Below are 25,513 nucleotides of genomic sequence, written 5' to 3' on the forward strand. Positions count from 1 at the left end.
ATAAGCATTATCTATATTTAAAAGTTACAAAAGTAAAAGATAGTTACATTAGAGACATCATCAATCTATTCTCTGAAACATATTGCTAGACTGGCGTCATAAAAATCATAAAACCTATATTCTAATTAAGAGAAGGTGAACATATGTTGACCAGCCCAACAATAAATATAAATGAAAAACGTATGGCGCATATTATATTTGCGTTGTCAGCCATCATCATTTTACTTGCGACAGTCGAGAATAAGATGCCTTCCGGCATCATCGGTGCGATAGGCGTTATGGCCGTCGTTGGATACATACTGAATGTGATCGGAGACAAAACCCCCATCATCAATCAATTTTTTGGTGGTGGTGCGATTGTGATTATCTTCGGTTCTTCTTATTTGTTTCACAGTAACCTGCTCCCCCATGAAATCGCCACTTCTATAACAACTTTTGTTAAGAGTGGCGGTTTCCTCTCATTCTTTATTGCCAGCCTGGTTACCGGATCCATTCTCGGAATGGAAACGGACGTGCTGAAAAAAGCCGCGCTGAAATATATCCCGGTTATTTTTGGCGGTGTGGCTATGTCCTTTTTACTGGCAGGTATCGTCGGCAGTTTTCTCGGAGAAGGTTTCTTTGACTCTATTATGCTGATCGCCCTGCCCATCATGGGCGGCGGTATGGGGGCCGGTGCTGTTCCGCTGGTTGAAATTATGTCCGGCAATACCAATATGTCGGCAGAAATGCTGATGTCAAAAATGGTACCGGCACTGGCTATTGGTAATGCCATGGCAATTGTGATGGCCGGCCTTTTAAGTAAATTAGGTAATGTTTACCCGGCCCTCACAGGAAATGGGAAACTGATTCGCGCTTCACACGATGAAGATACATCAGACACGCAACAGTCTGAAAGTACACTTTCGATTGATGTATTAGGCATCGGCGCCCTGCTGGCAATCACCATGTATTACGTCGGTAGTATGTTAAGCTCTGTGATCAACATGCACACATATGCCCTGATGATTCTGTTTGTCGCTTTTGTCAAAGTATTGGGTGTCATCCCACGTGGACTTGAACAGGCAGCCCATGCCTGGTACAAATTTGTGGTCAACAACTTAACACCAGCCTTATTAGTGGGTATTGGCGTTGCCTACACCGATTTAAATCAAATCATCGCTTCACTCAGTATCAGCTATTTCCTGATGGTCTTTGCGACTGTACTTGGCGCAATTCTGGGCGCTGCAATCATCGGACATCTGATGGGATTCTACGCAATTGAAGCCGCGATCACTGCCGGTTTATGTATGGCCAATATGGGTGGCACCGGCGATGTCGCAGTGCTTGCCGCGTCAAAAAGAATGTCACTCATGCCTTTCGCACAGATTTCATCCCGAATCGGGGGTGCATTCATGCTTATTCTTGCAACCGTGATTCTTTCACTTTTAAAATAGCAAACCACTGCATAAGTAAAAATCCGCCTTCTTAGAAGGCGGCTTTGGTTTACAGCCCCCTGAAAGGGAGCATTCTCGCGCTGTTAGTTCATCTTCAACTCTAACTGCGCCTCGTATTCTTGATCTTTCTTATCTTGGTGTCTGACGTAACGTCTGATGATTTCTTCATTTACGCCAACCGTATCGACAAAGTAACCTCTTGCCCAAAAATGATTTCCCCAGAGCTTCTTTCTTATATGCGGGAATTTGTTAAACAACCGGATTGCCGAACGTCCTTTCAACATCCCCATCAACGTTGAGATAGACACTTTTGGTGGAACTATCACAACCAGATGAACATGATCTTGCTGAACATTTAGTTCCAAGACCTCGCAATCTTTCATATTGCATAAAATATAGATTGAGCGATAAAGCTCCTTACCTACGTTACCTTTCAGGATCTTGAATCTGTATTTCGGCGTCCAAACTATATGGTATTTACAACGCCAATAGACATGTGATGAACTTCTATAGTCGCCCATGTTTTTTGTTTCCTCTTACTTGTGGTGAATAAGAGGTTTACTTCTAACATGGGCATTTCTTCGGGCAATAGCCCCAAGGTTCAATCACCACCGCCCAAGGCGGTGGTTTAGGGATGACAATAAAATAAAAGCCACATCGATTGTGGCTTTTTTATTATTTGTATTCATATCAACTTCTATTGATAAAAATAAATAATGATACACATAGATAAATCACAATATAAACCATAAATTTAAATACGGGATGAAATATTATATCTATTACTGACACTTAGCTTTTAACTTAATTAACCATATTGTCATTCCATTAATATGATTAAAATCACTATGAATCCAATAATAATAACCAGATATACCCAAACAACCTGAAGATGCAGGTTTCAGTGAGATTTGTCTGGCTCTGAGACAAGGCACTGATTTGATGACATAGTCATTCTACGTTGAAAATCAGTCACGCAGGACAGGAGCCAATCCATCTCGCTGAACATGCATCATGAGGTCACTTGGGTATATTCCTCTCTGATAAATGCCATTTCTGGTGATTATCAACTGCTGTTTAAAGTGTCATTAACAATGTCAACTATTATTAATAGTTTAAAAAGTTACAAAAGCTTTAAATAGTTACATTTGCTGCAAAATCAATATTTTCATCTGAGTAGATTGTTAGAATAACCACATAAAAATCACGGCAAACAGTCTGGTACTGAGTGATACAAAATTAACAGTCAGCCCAAAGGAAATGCATTCAAAATCAAAATAATAAGAATGCATCTGTCATGTCCGGGCCCAACTGCTCAACCGGGCCCGGACATCTCTTTTACTGAAGAATTCATATCATTGAGTCATCAGTAAGTTTAATTACAAAAACATATACACTTGGAGGATAACTGTGAAAACAATTACCACAGATATCGCTGTCATCGGAGCTGGTGGCGCCGGACTTCGTTCTGCTATCGCAGCTGCAGAAGCTAACCCGGATTTAGATATTGCTCTGATTTCTAAAGTCTATCCAATGCGTTCTCATTCCGTTGCCGCCGAAGGCGGTTCAGCAGCGGTCATTAAAGATGAAGATAGTCTGGACAATCATTTTAATGATACGGTCGGCGGGGGTGACTGGTTATGTGAGCAGGATGTCGTTGAATACTTCGTTTCTAACGCAACCCGGGAAATGATCCAGATGGAACAGTGGGGATGCCCGTGGAGCCGGAAAGAAAACGGAGAAGTAAATGTCCGTCGCTTTGGCGGCATGAAAGTTGAGCGAACCTGGTTTGCAGCCGATAAAACCGGCTTCCACATGTTACATACCCTCTTCCAGACCTCAATCAAATACTCACAGATTCAACGTTTTGATGAATACTTTGTCGTCGACCTGCTGGTGGTTGATGGCGAAGTTCAGGGGCTGGTTGCCATTCATATGTCTGAAGGTGATCTGGTGATTATCAAAGCCAGATCCGTGATTCTGGCAACAGGAGGAGCCGGTCGGGTTTACCACTGTAATACCAATGGCGGCATTGTAACAGGCGACGGCATGGCAATGGCATACCGCCATGGTGTTCCTCTTCGTGATATGGAATTTGTACAATATCACCCAACCGGCTTACCAGGCACAGGAATTCTGATGACCGAAGGGTGTCGTGGTGAAGGTGGCATTATCCTCAATAAAAACGGCTACCGCTATCTTCAGGATTACGGTATGGGGCCTGAAACCCCGGTTGGTCAGCCGAAAAACAAGTACATGGAGCTGGGGCCAAGGGATAAAGTCTCCCAGGCATTCTGGCACGAACAACAAAAAGGCAACACGATTGAGCACCCGCTCGGTGACGTCGTTCACCTTGACCTTCGCCACCTTGGCGCAGATTACCTGCACGAACGTCTGCCATTTATCTGTGAACTGGCCAAGGCTTATGTCAATGTCGATCCGGTCAAAGAACCGATTCCGATTCGTCCGACCGTCCACTACACCATGGGTGGGATTGAAACGAACAGTGATTGTGAAACCCGGATTCAGGGCTTATTTGCTGTCGGTGAATGTGCCTCTGTTGGTCTGCATGGTGCCAACCGTCTCGGGTCTAACTCTCTGGCTGAATTTGTAGTTTTTGGTCGTGTTGCGGGTGAACATGCCGCGAAAAGAGCACAGTCTTTCTCTGGCTGGAACGATGCATCAATTGAACAACAGGTGAAAGCGATTGAAGCACGTATTGAAAGTCTGCTGAATCAGGAAGGCGATGAAAACTGGGCGGATATCCGTACCGAAATGGGTCATACCATGGAAGCCGGATGCGGTATTTATCGTCAGGAAGACCTGATGCAGCAAACTATCGACAAAATTACCGAGCTCAAAGCACGTTATAAAAACATTAAGATTAAAGATAAAGGCAAAGTCTTTAATACTGACCTGCTGTATGCCCTTGAAGTCGGCTACGGACTGGAAGTCGCTGAAGCGATGGTTCACTCTGCAATTCTCCGTCGTGAATCCCGCGGTGCACACCAGCGTCTTGATGAAGGCTGTACAGAGCGGGATGACATCAAATTCCTGAAACACTCTCTGGCATTTTATCAACAGGATGCCGCACCATCGATTGATTACAGCGATGTCACCATTACTAAATCACCACCAAAAGCACGCCTCTATGGTGAAGCAGCGGAGAAAGCTGCTGCGGCAGAAAAGGCCAGCGGGGAGGAACAAGCATAATGTCAGAGAACCGAGTTCAATCAGTTGAAATTCTTCGCTACGATCCGGAGAAGGACCAGGAACCTTATCTGCAAAAGTTCAGTGTCCCGTATGATGAAACCATGTCTGTCCTGGATGCTGTTACTTATATCAAAGATCACCTGGACAAAAACCTGTCTTATCGCTGGTCTTGCAGAATGGCTATCTGTGGTTCATGCGGCATGATGGTGAACGGGGTGCCGAAGCTGGCCTGTAAATCATTCCTGCGGGATTATCCGGATGGCCTGAAACTGGAGCCGTTAGCGAATTTCCCTATCGAGAAAGATTTAATCGTGGATATGACGCCATTTATCGAGCGCCTGGAAGCGATTAAGCCTTACATTCTTGGCAACGACCGTAAGCCGGAAGACGGCGCAAACCTGCAAACGCCGGAACAACTGGCCAAATATAAGCAGTTCGCTGCCTGTATTAACTGTGGTCTGTGCTATGCCGCCTGCCCGCAGTTTGGTCTGAACCCTGAGTTTATCGGACCAGCAGCCCTGACGCTGGCTCATCGTTATAATCTGGACAGCCGTGACCACGGCAAAGCCGAACGTATGAAAATTATTAACGGTGAAAATGGCGCCTGGGGTTGTACTTTCGTGGGTTACTGTTCGGAAGTCTGTCCGAAAAATGTTGACCCGGCAGCCGCAGTGAACCAGGGAAAAGTCGAATCATCGGTCGATTTTGTGATTGCCATGCTGAAGCCTCAGGAGGACGCATAAAATGAGTCACCGTAAACCTTATATCCGTGAAGTCAAAAGAACCTGGTGGAGCAACCATCCTTTCTACCGGTTCTATATGCTTCGCGAAGCAACAGTGCTGCCGCTGATTTTCTTCACCCTGTGTCTGCTGGGCGGATTAATGAGTCTGGTGAAAGGGCCGGAATCATGGCAGCACTGGCTGAACTTTATGTCCAGCCCGGTTGTGATTGTACTGAATATTATTGCCCTGCTCGGCAGCCTGTTCCATGCCCAGACTTTCTTCAGCATGCTGCCTCAGGTGGTCCCGGTTCGCATCAAAGGCAAGCTTCTGGATAAAAAAATTATTATTCTGGGACAATGGGCGGCAACCCTTGTTATTTCATTCATCATACTGGCGTTTGTTTAAGGAGATCACATGATAAATCAAAACCCTAAACGTTCAGATGAGCCCATCTGGTGGGGACTATTTGGCGCAGGCGGAACATGGTTCGCGATGATCACGCCTGTAACAATTCTGGTTGTCGGACTGTTGCTACCTCTCGGAATTATCAGCCCGGATACCTTCAGTTATGAAAATATGACCCATTTCATGGCAAATATCTTCGGCGCCCTATTTACTATCGGCACACTGGCGTTACCAATATGGCATGCCATGCACCGTGTTCACCACGGCATGCATGATCTGAAATTCCATACCGGAACTGTCGGTAAAGTCGCGTGCTATGCATTTGCTTTTTTAGTATCAGCACTCGCAGTCATATTTGTGTTTATGGTTGGATAAAGGTTCACGAAAGCACACTCTGAAGATTGAAATAACCCGAAAACACGACTTACATCAACATAAGTTCAGTAAGTCGTGATCACGAGGAGAAAACATGTTTTATGTGCATATGATGTTGCTGCTTATCATCATTTTTATTGGTATCCGGCATGGTGGCATCGCATTTGGTTTGCTGGGTGGATTAGGTGTTACTATCCTGGCATTTGTTTTTGGTATTACTCCCGGACATCCGCCGATCAGTGTCATGCTGATTATTTTGTCGGTTGTCGCCGCTTCTGCAACACTCGAAGCAACGGGTGGTTTGAAACTTCTGGTCCGGTTTGCAGAACGATTAATGCGTAAGCACCCGAACCAAATTGTATTCCTGGGACCTTTGTGTACCTATTCTCTTACTGTTCTTGTCGGAACCGGTCATTCTGTTTACCCACTTTTACCGGTTATTTACGATGTCGCTTATAAGAGAGGAATCCGTCCGGAAAGACCAATGGCAATTTCATCAGTTGCCTCTCAGATGGGCATTACCGCCAGTCCAATCGCTGCAGCAGCGGCAGTTGTGATGGCGACAGCTGTTGATAATCATCTGGATATCGGACTGGTTGATGTTCTGATGGTCACCATTCCGGCGACTTTCTGTGGTTTGATGGCTGCTTGTACCTGGAGTCTGAAACGGGGTAAAGATCTGGATAAAGACCCTGAGTTCAAAGAACGCTGTAAAGACCCTGAGTTTGTCAAAGAACTTGAAGATGAAGATCCGGGTGACGGTAGTAATGACGGTATCGATAAAAATGCGAAGAAAGGCTTAACGATTTTTATCCTGGGCATCGCAACTGTCGTCTTTGTCGCAATGTTTGGTAAAGATCTCGGCTTACTGCCAAAAGGCGTAAAAATGTCTGTTGGTATTCAGTTCCTGATGCTGGCTGTTGGTGCCATCATTCTGGTGACAACCAAAGTTCAGCCCAAACGGATTGTTCACAGCAATGTATTTATTGCCGGAATGACCGCGGTCATCATTATCTTCGGGATCGCCTGGATGAGTGATACGATCATCAGCTTCCATAAGGCTTATCTGATTGATATGGTTCGCGATATTGTACATTCCCATCCATGGGCATTTGCAATCGCTATGTTTGTCGTGTCGGTATTCCTGAAGAGCCAGGCCGCGGTATTAACCATCATGTTACCTTTGGGTTTCTCTCTGGGAATTCCGCCTAAGGTTCTGATTGGCGTATTACCTGCGTGCTATGCCTACTTCTTCTTCCCATTCTACCCCAGCGATCTGGCGGCAATTACCTTTGACCGGACGGGAACCACCCGAATCGGGAAGTATGTGCTGAACCACAGTTTCATCATTCCCGGATTCATCGGTGTTACCACAGCAACTGTGGTCGGCTATTTCATCTCGATGGCTGTTCACCAAACGTTCTGATGTGAAATCGTAGCCTGTATCAGGCAATGATTCATCATCCCATTCAACCGGCGGATAAAATGTTCGCCGGTTGATATAACTCACACAACACATCCTCCAATAATCTGACTGCATACATATTCAATATGCCCGTGATACAATCCTCTGAACTTGTTGATATTTCGATGAACAACAATCAGTCTATGAAACTCAAAAGCTATCTGACACTAACGACTATTGCCACAACGTCTTCCATTGTGATTCTTGTCACGATAGCGATCCTTTACCTGCTACAGGATTCTTATCAATCCGCTCTTGAAGAGCGGGGCCGGGAGCTGGCACGGGTCATTGCCCATGATCCCAAAGTCATCCAGGCCGTGAATCAAAAGAATCAGCATCAGCCAACACCGCAATTCAGCCACTACATTGAATCCATCCGTTCACGGACTGATGCTTCATTTATTGTTGTGGTCGATAAAAATGCCATCCGGTTAAGCCACCCGGACAGCCACAAAGTCGGGCAGCATTTTGTCGGTGATGATATCCGGCCGGTTTTAAAAAGTGGTCAGGAGTACAGCACAAAAGCTTTAGGCTCTCTGGGCATGGCAATCCGAAATTTCACACCGGTCTACCTTGATGACCAACTGATTGGTGCGGTGTGTATTGGTTATCTTTCCTCCAAAATATCTAATATCATCTTTCAGCAACATATCCATATTGGTTTGCTCATCGGGTTAGTTTATCTGCTTGGCTTATGTACCACGATGGCATTTTTGTGGAAAATGAAACGTACTTTTCTGGACTTTGAACCGGAATTTATCGTCAATAAATTCCGGGAACATGAAATGGTCTTTGACAGTATCCGGGACGCAATCATTGCCGTGAATCAGGAGATGAATATCACCATGATCAACAATAGTGCAATCAAACTGTTGTCCATGGGGGTGCTGAACCGGTACGACTATAAAAGTCATCCCCTGTCGAATTATTCAGCCTCACTCAGTCATTTATTGTTAGAAAATCAGGGACGGTATCATCAGGCTGATTTCAATATCGGAAAGCTGAAATATAAAGCGAACATCTATCCAATCAAGACCGCTAAAGGGTTAATCGGACACGTGATCGTATTCTTTGCCAACCTGACACCTAACGAACTTGAGAAAGAATTAACTTATCTGAAAAATTACTCGGAACTATTGCGCAGTAAAACGCATGAGTATTCAAATAAACTCAATGTACTGTCTGGCATGTTGCAGATAGGCCGCTATCAGGAATCGGTTGAATTTATCCAACAGGAAACCGATCGATACCAGACAGTGATTAATAATATTGTTCAGTCTGTCAATGACAGTGCCGTCGCCGGCTTATTACTGGCGAAATTTAATAAGGCATCCGATATGGGGGTGAAATTTTCGATTGATCAGGATACAACGCTCTCCAGCTACCATAAGCAAATTTCCGAAAAGCTGGTCACCATCATCGGCAACCTGACAGATAATGCACTATTAGCCGCATGGCAAAACCGCAATTCCGTTACGCCTGAAATCTGGGTATATATTAGTGACCGCGGACACTATATTATGATTGAAATTCAGGATAATGGGACAGGCGTTCCCGAACAGATAGCAAACCGTATTCTTGAATTTGGTGTCAGCTCAAAACAGAGTGATGAACAAAGTGGCATTGGTTTATATCTTGTCAAACAGCTGGTTGACTACTTCCATGGCAGTCTTGACTGGGAACGGACAGAAAATAATACAACACTGTTTAGCATTTACTTAGATAAAAAAGAAACTTCAGATGACAACGAAAACCCGAGTCATGCTCATTGAAGATGACATTCGTGCCAGCTATACACTCGAGTCCACGATTAATCAGGACCCGCGTTTCCAGGTGGTCGCTGTAAGCGAAACCTGTGCTGATGCACTGATGCAGTTTAAAGCATTTCAGCCTCAACTGGTCTTTGTCGATATCACTTTGCCTGACGGAAACGGACTGGATATTATTCGTCAGCTCAGAGATCAGGATACAGACTGCCATTTCATTATGACCACAGCAGAAAGAGAAACTACCACTGTCGAAAAAGCGGTTCAGTTAGGTGTCATTGATTATCTGGTGAAACCAATTCGCATGTCGCGAATCAGCCAGGCACTCGATGATTACGCCCGCTATAAACAAAAACTGGTCAGCGCCTCAACCGTTGATCAGGACGATATTGACCAGCTGCTGCGGCGCTCACCGGTCAAAACTGAACGCAGAACTCCGAAAGGAATCGACTCCACCACACTTGAAGCACTTAAAAAATTACTCTACAAAGAAAAACTCCATAATTTCTCTGCAGAGGACATTGGGGAAAGAATGAACTTCAGCCGGGTAACTGCAAGGCGTTATCTGGAATATCTGGAGTCTGAAGGCATCTTACGGTTAATTTTAAACTATAACACCGGTGGACGCCCCAGACGCTTATATCAAATGATTGAATAAACAAACTCAGGGTTGAATAAGGTTCCGGAAACAGCCGGCTCATTATTCAACCAGCTTTAAAACCGACTTCTGTCGTTGTTCTGAATAGAAACGTTCAATATATGCTGTGACCTGCACCTGTTCATCTTCATTCAGGCTGAGGCCAAGTTTCGTCCGCCGCCACAGGAAATCTTCCCCTTTTCTCACCTGCTCATGCTGTACCACATAATCAATTTCGGACTGATACACACCGTCAGCAAAACATGTTCCCATTTGAGACAGGTTCATTTTATCTGCCAGTAATTGCCATGTGTTGGTGCCAAACTGCGTGACATAACGGAAGACCATCGACTCATCCAGCCACGGATATTGCTGATGAATCGTCTGACTCAATTGTTGTCTCGGACAGCTGAAGTTTCCTCCGGGTAATCTGGCGGACGAAGTCCACGGTTTCCCCATCGATTCAAAAAATGGATTCAGCTTATCCATAGCTGCTTCACCCAGTTTCCTGTAAGTCGTCAGCTTTCCGCCAAAGACTGACAGCAGCGGCGCTTGTCCATTATCGTGGTCCAGCTCAATAGTATAATCCCGGGTGATTGCCTGAGGTGAATTCGATTCATCATCACATAACGGCCTGACACCACTATAAGTCCAGATAACATCATCACGCTGCAACTGATGGCAAAAATGCTGATTGACGATATCGAGTAAATAGGACGTTTCTTCTTCAGAAATCACAACATCACGGGGATCACCATGATATTCAATATCCGTGGTCCCGATAATTGAGAATTGGTCCAGATAGGGAATCACAAAGACAATCCTGCCATCCTGGTTTTGCAGAATATAAGCCTGTTCTTCTGCATGAATTTTCGGTACAACCAGATGAGAGCCTTTCACCAGACGAATATGCCTTGGGGATACCAGCTGCATGTGTTGTTCAAAAAACTGCTGTACCCATGGCCCGGCAGCATTGACCAAAGCTCTCGCCGTTCTTTCAAATTGTTCACCGGTCAGTTGGTCCTGAATCGTGACCCGCCACAAACCATCTTGCCTCACCGCTTGTTTCACCATGCAATAATTTCGGGTCTCAGCACCATTTTCTCTGGCAGCAAGGATATTCAGCACCACCAGACGGGCATCATCCACCCAACAGTCAGAATACTCAAACCCCGTTTTCATTTCTTCTTTTAAAAAACCAGACAGGCTGAGATCAACCTTATGACTTGCAGGTAGAGATGTTCTGTGACCAAGATGGTCGTACAGGAATAAACCACAACGAATCATCCATGCCGGCCGCAGATAAGGCCGGTGCGGTAAACGAAAGCGCATTGGAAAAGCAATATGAGGTGCCATTTTCAGGAGTACTTCTCTTTCAGCTAACGCTTCAGAGACAAGGCGAAACTCATAGTGCTCCAGATACCTCAACCCACCATGAATTAATTTTGAGCTGGCCGAAGAAGTGGCGGACGCGTAATCCATCGCTTCATATAAACCAACGGATAATCCTCTGCCTGCTGCATCAGCGGCGATACCTGCGCCATTGATGCCTCCGCCAATAACGATTAAATCCAAAACCTGACCGGCCTGATTCACAACACTCATAGCACGAATCCTTTAAGAAGGAGCAAACGAACATACAAACACGCTAAATATTAGCGTGAACGATGAAATAATGCACTAATTATTTTCGATTTCACTCAAAAACACTCATTCGAACATGCTAAACACAGATAAAGCACGATAAAAACGAATCAGGATTTGTCACCGGCTTCATCTGACGACTCACCCGTCACTTCTAAAGCAACCTGATAATTATCAAGAATAGCCTGAATTTCTTCCGGTGGTGCGACATCCGTAAATAAGGTATCAATCTGAGAGATGTTGCCTAATTTCACCATCGCATTCCGGCCAAACTTCGAATGATCAACAGCCAGGAACACATGACGGCTGTTCTCAATAATTGCCTGCTTCACACGGACTTCATGGTAATCAAAATCAAGCAGTGAACCATCAAAATCAATGCCACTGATCCCTAAAATGCCAAAGTCCAGCCGGAACTGCCGGATAAAATCCAGCGTCGCCTCTCCGATAATGCCACCATCGCGGTTACGAACTTCTCCACCAGCAAGAATCACTTTAAAATCCGTCTTTGATAACAACATCGAGGCCACATTCAGATTATTGGTCACAACCCGCAACTGTTTATGATTCTTAATCAGAGCCCGGGCAACAGCTTCAGGCGTTGTTCCGATATCAATAAAAAGCGTCGCCTGATCGGGAATATGCCTGACAAGTGCTTCAGCAATATGATCCTTTTCTGAAAAATTTTGTGATTTTCTCAGTGAATATGACGTATTCTCTGAGCTGAGTGGCATGGTTGCACCACCGTGATAACGCCGGATCTGATTTTTATCTGCCAGCTCATTCAGGTCCCGGCGAATTGTCTGCGGGCTCACCTGAAAATGTTCAACCAGCTCCTCGGTACTGACATACCCCTGTTTCTTGACTAATTCAGTTATTTTCTGGTGTCTTGGAATTTGTTTCACGCCACTCTCCCCGGGCAATCAGATCATACCGCCAGACAAACTGCCGCTGATATACCCCAAAAAAATATTCAATTTAAACTGATGGTCAACGGATTATCCGTGAGCCGTCTTTAATTTTTTACACAACAAAAAAGGGCAACAACGCCCTTTTTGCGATAGAGGAATAAGATGACATCATTCCCCGTCACTGAGTTTTGCCCACGCCTGCACACAATAAACAGCACGCTTCCACCCCCGGTAACGGCTGTTTCTCTTTTCTTCGTCGTGATGCGGCATAAATGACCGGTCGAGTTCTGCCTTATCCTGTAATTCGTCCAGACTATGCCAGAAACCAACAGCCAGTCCCGCGAGATACCCGGCGCCTAATGCAGTGACCTCAGTAACTTTGGGGCGATGAACCTCAGCATCCAGCACATCAGCCTGAAACTGCATCAGAAAATTATTCGCAACAGCGCCACCATCCACCCTTAAAGCCGATAATTGAATGTCAGAATCCGCCTGCATTGCGTCGAGCACATCTCTGGTTTGATAAGCAATACTCTCCAGAGTTGCACGGATAATGTGATTGGCATGACTGCCACGGGTTAATCCAACAATCATCCCCCGGGCATAAGCATCCCAGTAAGGCGCTCCCAGCCCGGTAAATGCAGGCACAACATACACTCCTTCTGAAGAATCGACTTTGGTCGCAAAATATTCAGAATCTTTCGCATCATCCAGTAACTTCATCTCATCACGTAACCACTGGATGGACGCCCCGCCCATAAATACAGCCCCTTCAAGCGCGTAGACCGGTTGTCCGCCAGGCCCGCAGGCAATTGTTGTCAGTAAGCCATGAGAAGAACTCACTTTTTCTTTGCCGGTATTCATCAGCAAAAAACATCCGGTCCCGTAGGTATTTTTCGCCTGTCCGGGTTCGACACACATCTGTCCGAAAAGCGCCGCCTGTTGATCACCGGCAATCCCGGCGATGGGAATACGTGTTCCCCCTTTGCCGCCGATATTAGTTTGACCATAGATTTCAGAAGAGCATTTTACTTCAGGCATCATCGACAATGGAATATCCAGTTCCTCAAGCAACCTCAGATCCCAGCTGAGGGTATTGATGTTAAACAGCATCGTGCGGGAAGCATTGGTAAAGTCAGTCACATGCACGCGGCCCTGTGTCATGTTCCATACCAGCCAGGTATCCACCGTACCAAACAGCAAACGGCCGGCTTCTGCATCTTCTCTGGCACCTTTGACGTTGTCTAAGATCCACTTTATCTTTGTGCCGGAAAAATATGGGTCTGGTAACAAGCCGGTATTTTCCCGGATATAGTCCTCAAGACCACGCTGTTTCAGTGTTTCACATATTCCGGTTGTCCGCCGGCACTGCCATACAATCGCATTGTAAACCGGCTTACCGGTTTCTTTATTCCAGACAATCGTTGTTTCACGCTGATTTGTTATTCCGATTGCAGCAATTTGATCACTCCGGATACCGGACTTCCCAAGCGATTCAATTAAAGTTGCACTTTGTGTCGCATAAATTTCCATAGGATCATGCTCAACCCAACCGGATTCCGGATAGATTTGCTGCAGTTCACGTTGAGATATACTCACAATAGTCGCATTTTTATCCAGCACCACAGCACGGGAGCTCGTTGTCCCCTGATCTAAAGCAACAATATATTCAGGTTCATTCATACGATCCTTTTATCCTTTATTGTGAGTGATAGTTCTGTCTGTGTATTATTGTGTACAAGACACCATAAACCGAAAGTAAACCAACAAAAAATGAGCGTTCGAACATAAAATGGCCGTGTTATGTTAAAAAATGCATAAGTTCATTTCAAAAAAATAACTGTATCAGTTCAATTTCAAGTTGAAATCTGAACAAAGATCACTCAAAGTTGTAAAATGTCAAAAAACTCATTGTGTTAGTTCGTATAATCAAGTTCCGAATTATATATGAAATATATTGATAACGATTTTCTATTTCTCATTCTAATCAGATCGATGTCATCATCCTTCAAAATAAATCAATAAACGGACTGGGATGGGCTCGATCATTCATTTGTTATTTTAAATAAATACAAGGATTTAAATTATGAGTGACGAACGTGTCCGCTATTCAGACAAGGATAGTCTGATATCTACAACATCGCCTTCCAGTCATATTACTTATTGTAATGAAGATTTTTGCCAGATCTCCGGATTCAGAGAAGAGGAATTATTAGACAAGCCACATAACGTCATCCGGCATCCGGATATGCCCAAAGCAGCCTTTGAGCAGCTATGGGATTATATTCAGTCAGGTAAAAGCTGGATGGGTATGGTTAAAAATAAGTGTAAAGAACAGGGAAATTATTACTGGGTCTCTGCATTTGTCACCCCGATACGCAATGCAAAAGGTGAAGTTTACGAATACCAATCGATCAGAACCCAGCCTTCAGATGAACAAATCAGCCGGGCAACTTCTCTTTACGCCAAAATGCGTCAGAACAAAGCTTCGGTCAAACGCTTCAGCTGGCTGACCTGCACAGCCGGTCTGATCATTCTTCAGTTTATTATCCTGCTGACCGGATTTCTCAATCTGTTCCCTTCAGCGCTGATTCTGGGTACGAGCAGCTTGGTTATGTTGCTGCTGACAGGCACACTATTCAGGCTCAAATCCCGACTCAGTAAGATACAGCAGCAGGCAAAAAATCATTACGATAACCCATTAATGGAACAACCTTACACCGGTTATTGTGATGACTTATCTTCTGTTGAACTTGCTCTGTTGATGAAAAAAGCAGAGTTAAGGGCCGTCACAGCCAGAGCCGGTGAAACCTCAGAAAAACTGTTGATTTCAGCAGAAGATGAGCGTGCAAACCGTCAGGTGATGGCACAAAAGCTGGATGAGCAAACCACAGCAACAGAAGCGATGTCGGTTTCAACCGATCAAATGCTGCACTCAATTGATGATGTTTCCAATCAGGCCAAACAAAGTTCATCTTTTGCACAGGATGCGGAACAGATGGCAGCGGTTGGCATCAACACCATTCAGGAAACTGTGAAAACAACGGAAAATCTGAGTCATATACTGAATGACTCCCGAAAAGCTCTGGAAAAACTTCACACCGATGTGGATGGTATTCAGGCCATTCTGGGATTAATTCAGGAAGTTGCCGAGCAAACGAATCTGTTAGCACTGAACGCAGCAATCGAGGCAGCCCGTGCAGGTGAAGCAGGTCGCGGCTTTGCCGTCGTCGCAGATGAAGTCCGGGGATTATCTGAAAAAACCAGTAATTCCGTTGATGAAATCCGCAGCAAAATTGAAATATTGCAAAACACGGTACAACAGGCCACTCATCACATGCAGTCAGGTCAGGAAACATCTGAAAATTGTGTCAACATGTCTTATCAAAGCAACGAAGCCTTCCAGGCTATCGTCAATGATTTGAAAGCGATCAGCGAACAGAGTACCAACACTTCTCATGCGATTGTTGAACAGGTTCAGGTCACTCAGGGCATCAGTGAGCACGTTCACCGGATGAAACACACCATATCAGAAACGCAGCTTCTGTCAGATTCATCGGTGGAACGCACAGACGCTCTGGTTGATCAGATGGAAAGCCTCCAAAGATTAATCAAACAATTTTATACCCAAACAACCTGAAGATGCAGGATTCAGGTTGCTTGGGTATATACCTGAGCAATCAGGCCAGTTCCGGAAGTTTATCTGACTCAGCCAGTTTTTTATGCATAATCAAACTGTCAACATATCCCAGAGTCCGATGCCTGTATGCTTCCGGAACTGTTCCGATAATACTGAATCCTTCCTTCTGCCACAGACGAACAGCGACTTCGTTAGTTGAAACAACGGAATTGAATTGCATCGCCCTGAAACCCATCTTCACGGCTTTAAGTTGAGCATGCTGACACATGGCTCTGGCAACCCCCTTCCCTCTTGCTTTTGGAGCAACCATAAACCCACAGTTACAAATATGCTTTCCGGGCCCCATTGCATTGGGTTTGATATAATAAGACCCTAAAACCTGACCACTTTCCTCACAAATATATGTTTTCACAGGGGTTTCACACCAAACCGCATACCCTTGTAAATAACTCATATCAGGATCGAATGCATAAGTCTCCTGCGCTTTGATAATCTCTTCAAAAACCGGCCAGAACCGGCGGAAATCGAGTTCATTCATTTCCCTGATATTCACACAAAAACCTCGCCCGTTGCTCGTTATGCCATACTCTGTTCTACAGCACTCCGGCTATCATACAGACCCGCTCTGAAAGCCGTCAAGAAAGCCTGAATCACATCAGATTCAAACCGGATATCCTCATCCGTTTCACCGAATTAATTTACAAAATCATAAATTAACGTCTATTCTCTGTCAGAGAAAACAAAAAGTTAAACAGATATAAAGTGATTTTAATTCATTTGTCCCGGAGAGCACTGAATGGTTATCGTCGCCCGTTTTTCCCTGCCCCATGAAGCTCATGTTGCCAAAGCCAGCCTGGATGCTGCTGGTATCGTCAGCATTATTGCTGACGAACATTCAATGATTAACATGCAATGGCTCTTTAATGATATACCCGGCAGTATCAGATTAATGGTTCATGAGGCGGATGCTGAAAATGCCAGAATGATATTGAATGCAGACTTTTCATCAGCTGTCGATGATGATGCCATGTGCTGAATCACGGTCCCTGAATGACGCAATGAGTCTGCTTATCTTAGCAGACATTGTCAGGAATGCTTTTTCAGTGTGATCAGACAAAGCGTGCACTTACAAACGATTATTTTTTACATTTCACTGTCCTGATTTGCTACTCAGATATCATCCTATACCCAAATAACCTGAAGATGCAGGTTCCTTAGGTATAAGTCACTTTACAGAAACATTTTTTTCAGAAAAATCTATCTTCCTGAGCAAATACAGAGAAACGAAACTTACCTGCTCATTTTTCCGGAAAATCGCTCTCAATGTGATATTAATCACATAAAAATAAACCCCGATAAAAATTACAAACATAAAACTAATTTTTAATATAAAATTAAAAACAAGTTAAAAATATTTGAAAACATCGTTTCAATTTTTAATGTGTGATGGTTTTGAAATCTGTTTTCTTATTATTTTAAGAATCTGTGCTCGGGTATAATAAAACCATATCCGTTTGCATACGATAACAAAGCCACCGCTCCCCCCGGTGGCTTTGTTCCTCTTCCCACAGGGTCTGATGACCTCTAGCGTTTCCGGTCATGATGTACAGCATCCAGAATAAAGTCTCTGAAAGCCTGATTTGCTCTGGAAAGATAGGTATCCTTTCGCCATGCGAGGCTGAGTTCAATCACAAACGACTCTGTAAACGGGCGGGTCACAATATGATCGTCTTGCTGAACTGCAATTTTCCACATCGGACAAATGGCATACCCTTGTCGGATAATCGCCTTCGTTAAAGGTAACAGGTTGGTTGTAAAAGCAATTTTAGGTTGAATTTGTTCCTGTCGGCTAATCGTCTCGATTAATGAGTGGTGATAATAACCTTTGCGGAACAAAACCAGCTCGCAAGAGAGAAAGTCACTGTACTGAATGGTCTCTTTTTCTGCCAGCGGATGATCCTCTGCCATACAAACAACCATTTCTTCTTCCAGCAACCGCTCACTATCAAGCTCCGGCAAGACATCATTACTGGCGACAACACCCAGCTCAAGCTCACCATTGAGAAGTGCCTGGCGAATGCTTCGTGTACCTGAATCAACGATATTCACACTTAATCCAGGATACTGATGCTTAAATGCCATCAACAACGGTGGCAGAAAATAGGAGCCCAGCATACTTGGCACGCCAACCTGAACTTCGCCGTGATCTAATCCTTCGAACGCCTGCATTAACAATTTAGCATCATTTGCCTGATTCAGTATTTGCCGGGCATGTTGTAAAAAAGCCTGGCCTTCACTGGTCAGGCTTACTCCCCGCTCCCGTCGGTGAAACAGGGGAAGTTTCAGTTCGGACTCAAGCTTTTTAATGCTGGCACTAATCGCTGGCTGAGCCAGCGACAACTGCCGGGCGGCACCGGATATCGACCCTTGCTCAACAACGGCAACAAAATACTGAAGCTGTTTTAATTCCATCCGGATGACCACCATAAACATCGAATTGACCGCCATAAATTATATTTATGGATAGTATAAAAACAACATATTTTATTTATTCTGATCAAAACGGTATGCTGCCCGCATATTCCAACCAATCCGTATATACCCAAGCGACCTGAAGATGTGGAGATATCAGCCAAAGTGAAAAACCTGACCCGATACAACCGTTTAGTCCTGGCTGTTTGCCTCTGTTCTGTTGTGACATTTGCTAATATCTATTGGTTGCAACCATTGCTTCCATTGATTCAGAAAAGCTTTCATCTGAATACTCTGGACACTAACTTAGCGATGTCTGCACCACTGTTGGGAATCGGGGTCGGATTAATTCTGTTTGCCAGCTGGTCTGATGCAGTCGGGCGACGCAAAATTTTGTTAGCAGGTACAGCGTTCGGTATTGGGGTATCGATCCTGCTGCCTTTCGTCGAAAGCTATGCTTTATTTCTGACATTAAGATTTTTTCAGGGCATGTTTCTCGCGGTCTGCCCGGCAGTGGCCGTTCCGCTGTTAAGAGAAGAACTGAGAAAGAGCTGGCTGGCTTCTGCTGTCGGTCTCTATATTGCGGCCAACACGCTGGGTGGATTATGCAGCCGGATTCTTGGTGGTACCGGAGCTGCTTATTTTAACAACTGGAATGCTGCCGGATATATTCTGGGCGGAATCAGCCTGTTCTTTTTTGTTGCCATCTATATGTTACTGCCAGAACAGCACCATTTCCGGCCGGAAAAATTTTGTATCCGTTCCTGTCTGAATGGTTATATAAGCCATATGAAACGCCCGCAGTTAGTTCTGATTTATCTGCTTATCGGGCTGGCATTCGGCACTTATGTGAATCAGTACAACTACCTGATGCTCACACTGAGCGAAGCGCCCTATTATATTCCCAGCGATCTGCGCAGCCTGCTGTTTCTGACACTGCTTGGCGGAACAGCCAGCGCTTCAATGGTCGGCCGCTTTTCGAAAAAACACAGTTTAATCTCGGGCGTCATTACCGGGCTGTTCATGATGCTTCTGGCAAACATATGCCTGAGCTTCAGCCAGATGCCGATGATTATCATTGGCCTGATACTGACTTCCGTCGGCTTTTTCTTTTGTCATGCGCAGGCAAGTACTCTGATAGGACGCAGCGTAAGCACTGCAAAAGGAAGTGCGATGGCGCTTTACAGCCTGTTCTATTACACTGGCGCCAGTCTCGGCGTGTTTGCGCTGGAACCTTTTTATCAGGTCTGGGGATGGCAGGGTATTCTGGGCTGTACCCGGATTGCGCTCGTGTTATGTATACTCTGGGTATTACTCTACCAAATGGTCGACAGAGAAAAACGGAAATCTGTCAGAACAGTCTGACAAAGGCGGAAAATTCGCTTTCAATAAGATGTTGTCTCACATAAACGCCCGTCTTAACCGGGCGTTTACCCTCAAATCAGTCTGTTCAGGCTGATTTAAAAAACGTCTTTTTCAAAGCCAGTTCCATCCCCCGGATTTCAGCCAGCCCTTTCAAACGACCAATACAGGAATAACCCGGATTTGTCTGCTTTTTTAAGTCATCAATCATTTGATGCCCATGATCCGGACGCATTGGGATCAAGCGGTTATCTCCGGCAACATGACGCCGGTGTTCTTCTTTTAACAGCGCCATCATCACATGATACATATCCACATCACCTTCAAGATGCGCAGCCTCATGGAAACTTTTCTGGTTTTCTTCCCGCTGTGTCGAGCGCAAATGCGTAAAATAAATCCGGTTGCCATAGGTCTCAATCATGTTCACCAAATCATTATCGCCCCGCACACCATAAGATCCGGTGCACATGGTGATGCCATTCGCCGGGCTGGGAACAGCATGCGTTAAGGCTTCAATATCTTCGATGGTCGATACAATGCGCGGCAAACCAAGAATCGGACGGGGCGGGTCATCCGGATGAACCGCAAGTTTGAGGCCATATTGCTCGCAAACCGGTATCAGTGCGTTAAGGAAAAGAATCATGTGCTCACGCAACTTTTCTTTGTCTATGTCTTTATAAGTATCCAGCCGGGCCTGAAATTCTTCCAGTGTGTACCCTTCTTCTGCCCCCGGGAGACCGGCAATAATATTCGATGTCAGTTTATCTATATCAGACTGAGTCATCTGCTCAAAACGTGTCTTCGCTTCAGCCTGCTCCTGAGACGTATAGTCTGATTCAGCGCCCGGACGTTTCAGAATAAACAGTTCAAAAGCAGCAAATTCAACCTGATCAAACCGCAGTGCTTTTGAGCCATCAGGCAATTCATACTCAAGATCGGTCCGGGTCCAGTCCAGCACCGGCATAAAGTTATAGCAAACCGTGTCGATGCCGCACTGCGCCAGATTGATCAAAGACTGTTTATAGTTTTCAATCCACTGAATATAATTTCCTGAACGGGTTTTTATCTCTTCATGTACCGGCACACTTTCCACAACGGACCAGGTAAAACCTTTAGACTCGATCAAAGCTTTGCGCTTTAATATTTCCTCCCGGCTCCATACTTCTCCATTGGGAATATGATGCAGTGCATTAACAATACCGGTTGCTCCGGCCTGTTTTATATCATCCAGAGAGACCGGATCATCCGGCCCGTACCAGCGCCATGTCTGTTCCATAGTTAAATACCTTTATTATTTGCTGAGCTGACTTTGATAACAAACAGCCTGAATATACAGGTTGTTTCGGTTTAGACCATTACCTGAACAAAAAGCCATCAAACTGCGGATCATCCACATCGGACAATTCAAACAGTGTCTGTTTGACATTTTCAAGATGTTGCCACATTGCGTTTCTGGCAGCCTCAGGGGCTCTTCGCTGTAATGCATGTAAAATCTTTTCATGATCTTCAAGCCACGCAGTCCGGTAAGTCACATTGGTGATACGGGTATGTAGCTGACGCCACATCGGACTGTCATCGCGACGCAGCCATAAATCTTTCACAATATCGCTGAGTACACTGTTCTGGGATGCTTCCGCGATCGTCAGATGAAACATCTCATCACCGTCATAGTCGCCATGTCCGGTTTCAAGTTGCTGGCGTTCTGTATTTAAAGCATCCCGCAATTTAGAAATATCATTCTTGGTCACATGCTCTGCTGCAAAACCAGCAATCTGACTCTCAACCACCTGACGGGCCTGTAATAACTCAAATGGTCCAATATCTGATCCGATTCTTGAATGAGGGAGTACACCTTCCTGAATGTTCTCAGGTAATGCAGTCACATAAACACCGGATCCTTTGCGAACTTCAACCATTCCCTGAAGTTCAAGCATAATGATCGCTTCTCTGACTACCGAACGACTTACTTCCATCGCCTCTGCAATATCTCGTTCCGGCGGCAGGCGATCACCGACATGAAACTCACCGGAACGGATTCGTTGTTGCAGACTCATCCCAATTTCCTGATAAAGTCGTTTGGGTGTGGTAATCGCTATATTCATAACTTATCAACTCAGTTCTTATCAGTTTATTTAAAATAATACGCCATGTCAGAATGGTCAGACGTATATTATCACTCCAATTAAATTGGTCAACCAATTCACAGGCAAAACCTGTTTTTCTTTCCGGAGAGCACTTATTACCCACACTCTCCGGATAATTTTCAGGTTATTTTGCCAACGCATCAATTTGCTGAACATAGCTGGCAATAGCCGGATTTTTTAATGCTTTATCATGCATGGGTTTCACCGCATCGATGAAAGGCTGTTTGTCAACTTTAACAAATTTGACATCCATACTTTTCTCAGCTTTTTCAATCGCTTTATCTGTCATTTTAGTCCACAGATCTTTATGGTACATCATCGAATCTGTCGCAGCTTTCTTAATTGCCGCCTGCTGATCCGCAGGTAATTTATCCCATACCTTACTGCTGATCACTAATACATCAGGAATAATTGTATGCTCATCCTGGCTGTAATATTTAACCACTTCACCATGACGTGCTGACGTTAATGCCGTCGGATTATTTTCGGCACCATCAACCACACCTTGTTGTAATGCCGTATATAATTCACCGAATGCAAGAGGTGTCGGGGAACCTCCCATCAGTTGGATCATTTCAACCGCAGTTGGACTGGGCTGAACACGGATTTTCATGCCTTTCAGATCAGACGGCGACTTAATTGGTTTTTGAGCGTAGAAACTCCGTGCTCCGGCGTCATAATAAGTCAGCCCGACAAACCCTTTATCATGAGAAGAAGCCAGTATTTTTTCGCCGACATCCCCGGTAATAGCCCGATAAAAATGTGCTTTGTCATGGAAAATATACGGGATATTAAAAGCACCGTAAGCTGGTTCAAATGATTCCAGTTCACTGGCATTTGATTTCACCATATCAATCGCACCATTTTGCAACAATTCCATTGATTCGCGCTGAGTACCCAGTTGTCCGTTTGGATAAATGCGGATGCGCACTTCACCATGAGTCAACGCTTTCACTTCTTTTGCCATAAATTGCATGGACTTATGTACCGGATGTGTCCGATCCTGGTTATGGCTTAATTTTAATGTTGTCGCAGCATACGCAGATAAAGAAGTCGTTGCAGTCAAGGCACAGCTAATCAGTGTAGCCAGTACTTTTTTATTCCAGAGCATAAGGGTTCTCCGTTTCATTCGTCCAGGTGATTGAATTGTGTTTTTTATCAAATGAATTGCTTCGTGACTAAAGAGTTAAACATTGGGTTACCAATTAATATTCATATGACTCACTTCATTGAGTTACGACTAAAACCTGACTGATTTTCAACCAGATCACAACCATTTTTTTATCATTGGTTGACCAATATCATATTTTCAATCACAAAATTGGACCAGCCAATTTGAATGTGACTTACTTCACGGGTATTTATTAGACAATATTTATAATTTTGCTCAACCAATTCTTCTATATTTCATTTCCTGCAAATAAAAGACGAAGATTCGTCATTGAGGAGCTTATATGAATAAACTCATCGCGATCATGAACAGAGTCCTGTCCCTGTTTTGTATCTCTCTGAGTAGTATCCTGGTCGCCTGTGTCATTTGGCAGGTATTTTCACGCTATGTACTGAACAGCCCAAGTACATCGACAGATGAAATTGCCCGCTTTCTGTTTATCTGGGTTGGTCTGATGGGAGCCGCTTATACTCTGGGCCAGAAACGTCATTTAGCCATTGACTTACTGGCAATGAAGTTAGAGAACCAGCCTGGGAAACAAGCTGCACTCAAACTGATTATTAACCTTATCAGTGCCGTATTTACTACCGTAATCATGGTTTATGGTGGCGGAGCACTGATGCTGAAAACCCTCGCTACCGGCCAGATATCACCAGCACTGGGAATTGAAATGGGCATAATCTATGCCGCTATTCCTCTCAGTGGCTGTTTTATGAGTATCTATTTACTCAAAGATCTGCTCGACAATCTGACTGATATTTCCTCTTCAGGAACCTCCACTCTGTAACACATTGATTTTGATAAGGAACCTCACCGTGGAATGGCAAATTATTATTACATTATTTGGTAGTTTCTTTTTATTTCTGGGATTAGGCGTCCCTATTTCTTTTGCTATTGGGATTGCTTCACTGTTAACCATTGTACTTTCTTTACCCTTTGATGCAGCAATCGCTGTTATTTCCCAAAAAATGGCTTCAGGTCTGGACAGTTTTGCGCTGCTTGCTATCCCGTTTTTTATTCTGGCCGGGAATATTATGAACCGGGGGGGGATCGCCATTCGTTTAATTGACTTTGCCAAAGTGATCGGCGGACGTCTTCCCGGTTCTCTGGCCCATGTAAATATTTTGGCAAATATGATGTTTGGTGCTATTTCAGGTTCAGCGGTAGCCTCTGCTGCTGCTGTTGGCGGAACCATGGCGCCACTACAGAAGAAAGAAGGCTATGATCCGGCCTATTCTGCTGCGGTCAACATTACATCCTGTCCGACTGGCCTGCTCATTCCGCCCAGTAATACATTTATTGTTTATTCCCTGATCTCAGGGGGGACATCAATTGGCGCACTGTTCCTTGGGGGATATATTCCCGGCATCATTATGGGGCTAAGTCTGATGTTTATTGCCGGTTTCATCGCTAAAAAACGTGGATATCCGGTAGCTCCAAGAGCTTCTGGCTCAGAAGTTCTCAAGAAAACCCTTGATGCGGTGCCCAGTCTGGGACTCATTATCGTCATCATGGGAGGTATTATCGGTGGCATCTTCACCGCAACAGAAGCTTCAGCCATTGCGGTCGCTTATACTTTGCTGCTTGCAGTCGTCTTTTACCGTGAAGTCAGCCTGAAACAGCTTCCCGGAATTATTCTGGAATCAGTGATGACAACATCGATTGTTCTGCTGTTGATTGGGGCTTCGATGGGCATGTCATGGGCAATGGCAAACGGTGATATTCCTTACATGATCAGTGATGCACTTATGGCAGTCTCAGAGAATCCAATCGTCATTCTGGTTATCATCAATATTACCTTGCTTATTGTTGGTGTTTTCATGGATATGACACCGGCTCTGTTAATCTTTACTCCCATATTCCTGCCGATAGCAATGGATCTCGGCATGGATCCGGTTCACTTCGGCATCATGATGACATTTAATCTGGCTATTGGTATCTGTACTCCCCCCGTTGGTAGTGCCTTATTCATCGGTTGTTCCGTCGGTAAGGTTAAAATCGACAAAGTTATCAAGCCGTTATTACCATTTTATGCGGTACTGGTGCTTGCATTGATGCTGGTGACCTTTGTTCCGGAACTTAGTCTGGCAATGCCACAATATTTCCTCGGCTACTGATTCAGCCGACATTCAATCTGAAAATGACACCCTGT

22 protein-coding genes are annotated in these 25,513 nt (G+C 44.7%); 13 read left to right on the top strand and 9 right to left on the bottom strand.

Annotated elements, in window-relative coordinates; genetic code table 11:
- The first annotated feature begins 182 nt into the window (after positions 1-182).
- Positions 183-1,433: a 2-hydroxycarboxylate transporter family protein gene (locus tag OC443_RS12260; protein WP_234976419.1), complete on the top strand. Its 1,251-nt coding sequence runs from the start codon at positions 183-185 to the stop codon at positions 1,431-1,433.
- A gap of 83 nt (positions 1,434-1,516) precedes the next feature.
- On the opposite strand, the gene tnpA is transcribed toward OC443_RS12260, so the two are convergent.
- Positions 1,517-1,954: an IS200/IS605 family transposase gene (tnpA, locus tag OC443_RS12265; RefSeq protein WP_073580231.1), complete on the bottom strand. Its 438-nt coding sequence runs from the start codon at positions 1,952-1,954 to the stop codon at positions 1,517-1,519.
- Positions 1,955-2,843: 889 nt separating this feature from the next.
- Between tnpA and frdA the strand changes: the two genes are divergently transcribed.
- From frdA to OC443_RS12300, 7 genes are all read left to right on the top strand, one after another.
- Positions 2,844-4,646: a fumarate reductase (quinol) flavoprotein subunit gene (frdA, locus tag OC443_RS12270; protein WP_073584333.1), complete on the top strand. Its 1,803-nt coding sequence runs from the start codon at positions 2,844-2,846 to the stop codon at positions 4,644-4,646.
- On the top strand, positions 4,646-5,389 hold the full coding sequence (locus OC443_RS12275) for a succinate dehydrogenase/fumarate reductase iron-sulfur subunit (RefSeq protein WP_073584331.1): 744 nt from the start codon (positions 4,646-4,648) through the stop codon (positions 5,387-5,389). The genes frdA and OC443_RS12275 overlap by 1 nt, the downstream gene beginning before the upstream one ends.
- 1 nt (position 5,390) lies before the next feature.
- Positions 5,391-5,774, top strand: coding sequence for a fumarate reductase subunit FrdC (gene frdC, locus OC443_RS12280; protein WP_073584329.1), 384 nt, complete (start codon positions 5,391-5,393; stop codon positions 5,772-5,774).
- A gap of 9 nt (positions 5,775-5,783) precedes the next feature.
- Positions 5,784-6,149 (top strand): fumarate reductase subunit FrdD, encoded by a 366-nt coding sequence (gene frdD / locus OC443_RS12285; RefSeq protein WP_073584327.1) that lies wholly within the window; start codon positions 5,784-5,786, stop codon positions 6,147-6,149.
- A gap of 94 nt (positions 6,150-6,243) precedes the next feature.
- Positions 6,244-7,575, top strand: coding sequence for an anaerobic C4-dicarboxylate transporter (locus OC443_RS12290; RefSeq protein WP_073584325.1), 1,332 nt, complete (start codon positions 6,244-6,246; stop codon positions 7,573-7,575).
- A 164-nt stretch (positions 7,576-7,739) separates the two neighbouring features.
- Positions 7,740-9,386, top strand: a complete 1,647-nt coding sequence (locus OC443_RS12295) for an ATP-binding protein (RefSeq protein ID WP_234976418.1) — start codon at positions 7,740-7,742, stop codon at positions 9,384-9,386.
- On the top strand, positions 9,355-10,038 hold the full coding sequence (locus tag OC443_RS12300; RefSeq protein WP_200796950.1) for a response regulator: 684 nt from the start codon (positions 9,355-9,357) through the stop codon (positions 10,036-10,038). The genes OC443_RS12295 and OC443_RS12300 overlap by 32 nt, the downstream gene beginning before the upstream one ends.
- A 42-nt stretch (positions 10,039-10,080) precedes the next feature.
- On the opposite strand, the gene glpD is transcribed toward OC443_RS12300, so the two are convergent.
- The 3 genes from glpD to glpK form a co-directional block, all read right to left on the bottom strand.
- Positions 10,081-11,622 carry a glycerol-3-phosphate dehydrogenase gene (glpD, locus tag OC443_RS12305; protein ID WP_073584323.1) on the bottom strand — a complete coding sequence of 514 codons (1,542 nt, stop codon included), beginning with the start codon at positions 11,620-11,622 and terminating at the stop codon, positions 10,081-10,083.
- A 149-nt stretch (positions 11,623-11,771) separates the two neighbouring features.
- The gene (locus tag OC443_RS12310) at positions 11,772-12,566 is read right to left on the bottom strand and encodes a DeoR/GlpR family transcriptional regulator (protein WP_073584321.1); all 795 of its coding nucleotides are present in this window, start codon (positions 12,564-12,566) and stop codon (positions 11,772-11,774) included.
- Positions 12,567-12,740: 174 nt separating this feature from the next.
- Positions 12,741-14,255, bottom strand: coding sequence for a glycerol kinase GlpK (gene glpK, locus OC443_RS12315; RefSeq protein ID WP_073584319.1), 1,515 nt, complete (start codon positions 14,253-14,255; stop codon positions 12,741-12,743).
- Positions 14,256-14,658: 403 nt separating this feature from the next.
- On the opposite strand from glpK, the gene OC443_RS12320 reads away from it, so the two are divergent.
- Complete coding sequence (locus tag OC443_RS12320; RefSeq protein ID WP_073584317.1) at positions 14,659-16,212, top strand: methyl-accepting chemotaxis protein; 1,554 nt, start codon at positions 14,659-14,661, stop codon at positions 16,210-16,212.
- 40 nt (positions 16,213-16,252) lie between these two features.
- Here OC443_RS12320 and OC443_RS12325 read toward each other — a convergent pair whose 3' ends face one another.
- Entirely contained in the window at positions 16,253-16,750 is a 498-nt protein-coding gene (locus OC443_RS12325) for a GNAT family N-acetyltransferase (protein ID WP_073584315.1), read from the bottom strand.
- Positions 16,751-17,008: 258 nt separating this feature from the next.
- Here OC443_RS12325 and OC443_RS12330 point away from each other — a divergent pair, with 258 nt between their 5' ends.
- Positions 17,009-17,248, top strand: a complete 240-nt coding sequence (locus OC443_RS12330) for a putative signal transducing protein (RefSeq protein WP_073584313.1) — start codon at positions 17,009-17,011, stop codon at positions 17,246-17,248.
- Positions 17,249-17,796: 548 nt separating this feature from the next.
- Here the strand turns inward: OC443_RS12330 and OC443_RS12335 are convergent.
- The gene (locus tag OC443_RS12335) at positions 17,797-18,720 is read right to left on the bottom strand and encodes a LysR family transcriptional regulator (RefSeq protein ID WP_234976417.1); all 924 of its coding nucleotides are present in this window, start codon (positions 18,718-18,720) and stop codon (positions 17,797-17,799) included.
- Between the two features lie 129 nt (positions 18,721-18,849).
- Between OC443_RS12335 and OC443_RS12340 the strand changes: the two genes are divergently transcribed.
- Entirely contained in the window at positions 18,850-20,049 is a 1,200-nt protein-coding gene (locus OC443_RS12340; RefSeq protein ID WP_073584367.1) for an MFS transporter, read from the top strand.
- 85 nt (positions 20,050-20,134) lie between these two features.
- Here OC443_RS12340 and uxuA read toward each other — a convergent pair whose 3' ends face one another.
- The 3 genes from uxuA to OC443_RS12355 form a co-directional block, all read right to left on the bottom strand.
- Positions 20,135-21,322, bottom strand: a complete 1,188-nt coding sequence (gene uxuA, locus OC443_RS12345) for a mannonate dehydratase (protein ID WP_073584311.1) — start codon at positions 21,320-21,322, stop codon at positions 20,135-20,137.
- 79 nt (positions 21,323-21,401) lie between these two features.
- A complete protein-coding gene (locus tag OC443_RS12350) occupies positions 21,402-22,148 on the bottom strand; it encodes an FCD domain-containing protein (protein WP_073584309.1) in 747 nt (248 codons plus the stop codon).
- A gap of 166 nt (positions 22,149-22,314) precedes the next feature.
- Entirely contained in the window at positions 22,315-23,301 is a 987-nt protein-coding gene (locus OC443_RS12355) for a TRAP transporter substrate-binding protein (RefSeq protein WP_073584307.1), read from the bottom strand.
- Between the two features lie 343 nt (positions 23,302-23,644).
- Here OC443_RS12355 and OC443_RS12360 point away from each other — a divergent pair, with 343 nt between their 5' ends.
- Both OC443_RS12360 and OC443_RS12365 read left to right on the top strand, forming a co-directional pair.
- On the top strand, positions 23,645-24,148 hold the full coding sequence (locus OC443_RS12360; RefSeq protein ID WP_073584305.1) for a TRAP transporter small permease: 504 nt from the start codon (positions 23,645-23,647) through the stop codon (positions 24,146-24,148).
- A gap of 28 nt (positions 24,149-24,176) precedes the next feature.
- Entirely contained in the window at positions 24,177-25,478 is a 1,302-nt protein-coding gene (locus OC443_RS12365) for a TRAP transporter large permease (RefSeq protein ID WP_073584303.1), read from the top strand.
- The last annotated feature ends 35 nt before the right edge of the window (positions 25,479-25,513 follow it).

It is taken from the genome of Vibrio quintilis (assembly GCF_024529975.1).
Lineage (GTDB): Bacteria > Pseudomonadota > Gammaproteobacteria > Enterobacterales > Vibrionaceae > Vibrio > Vibrio quintilis.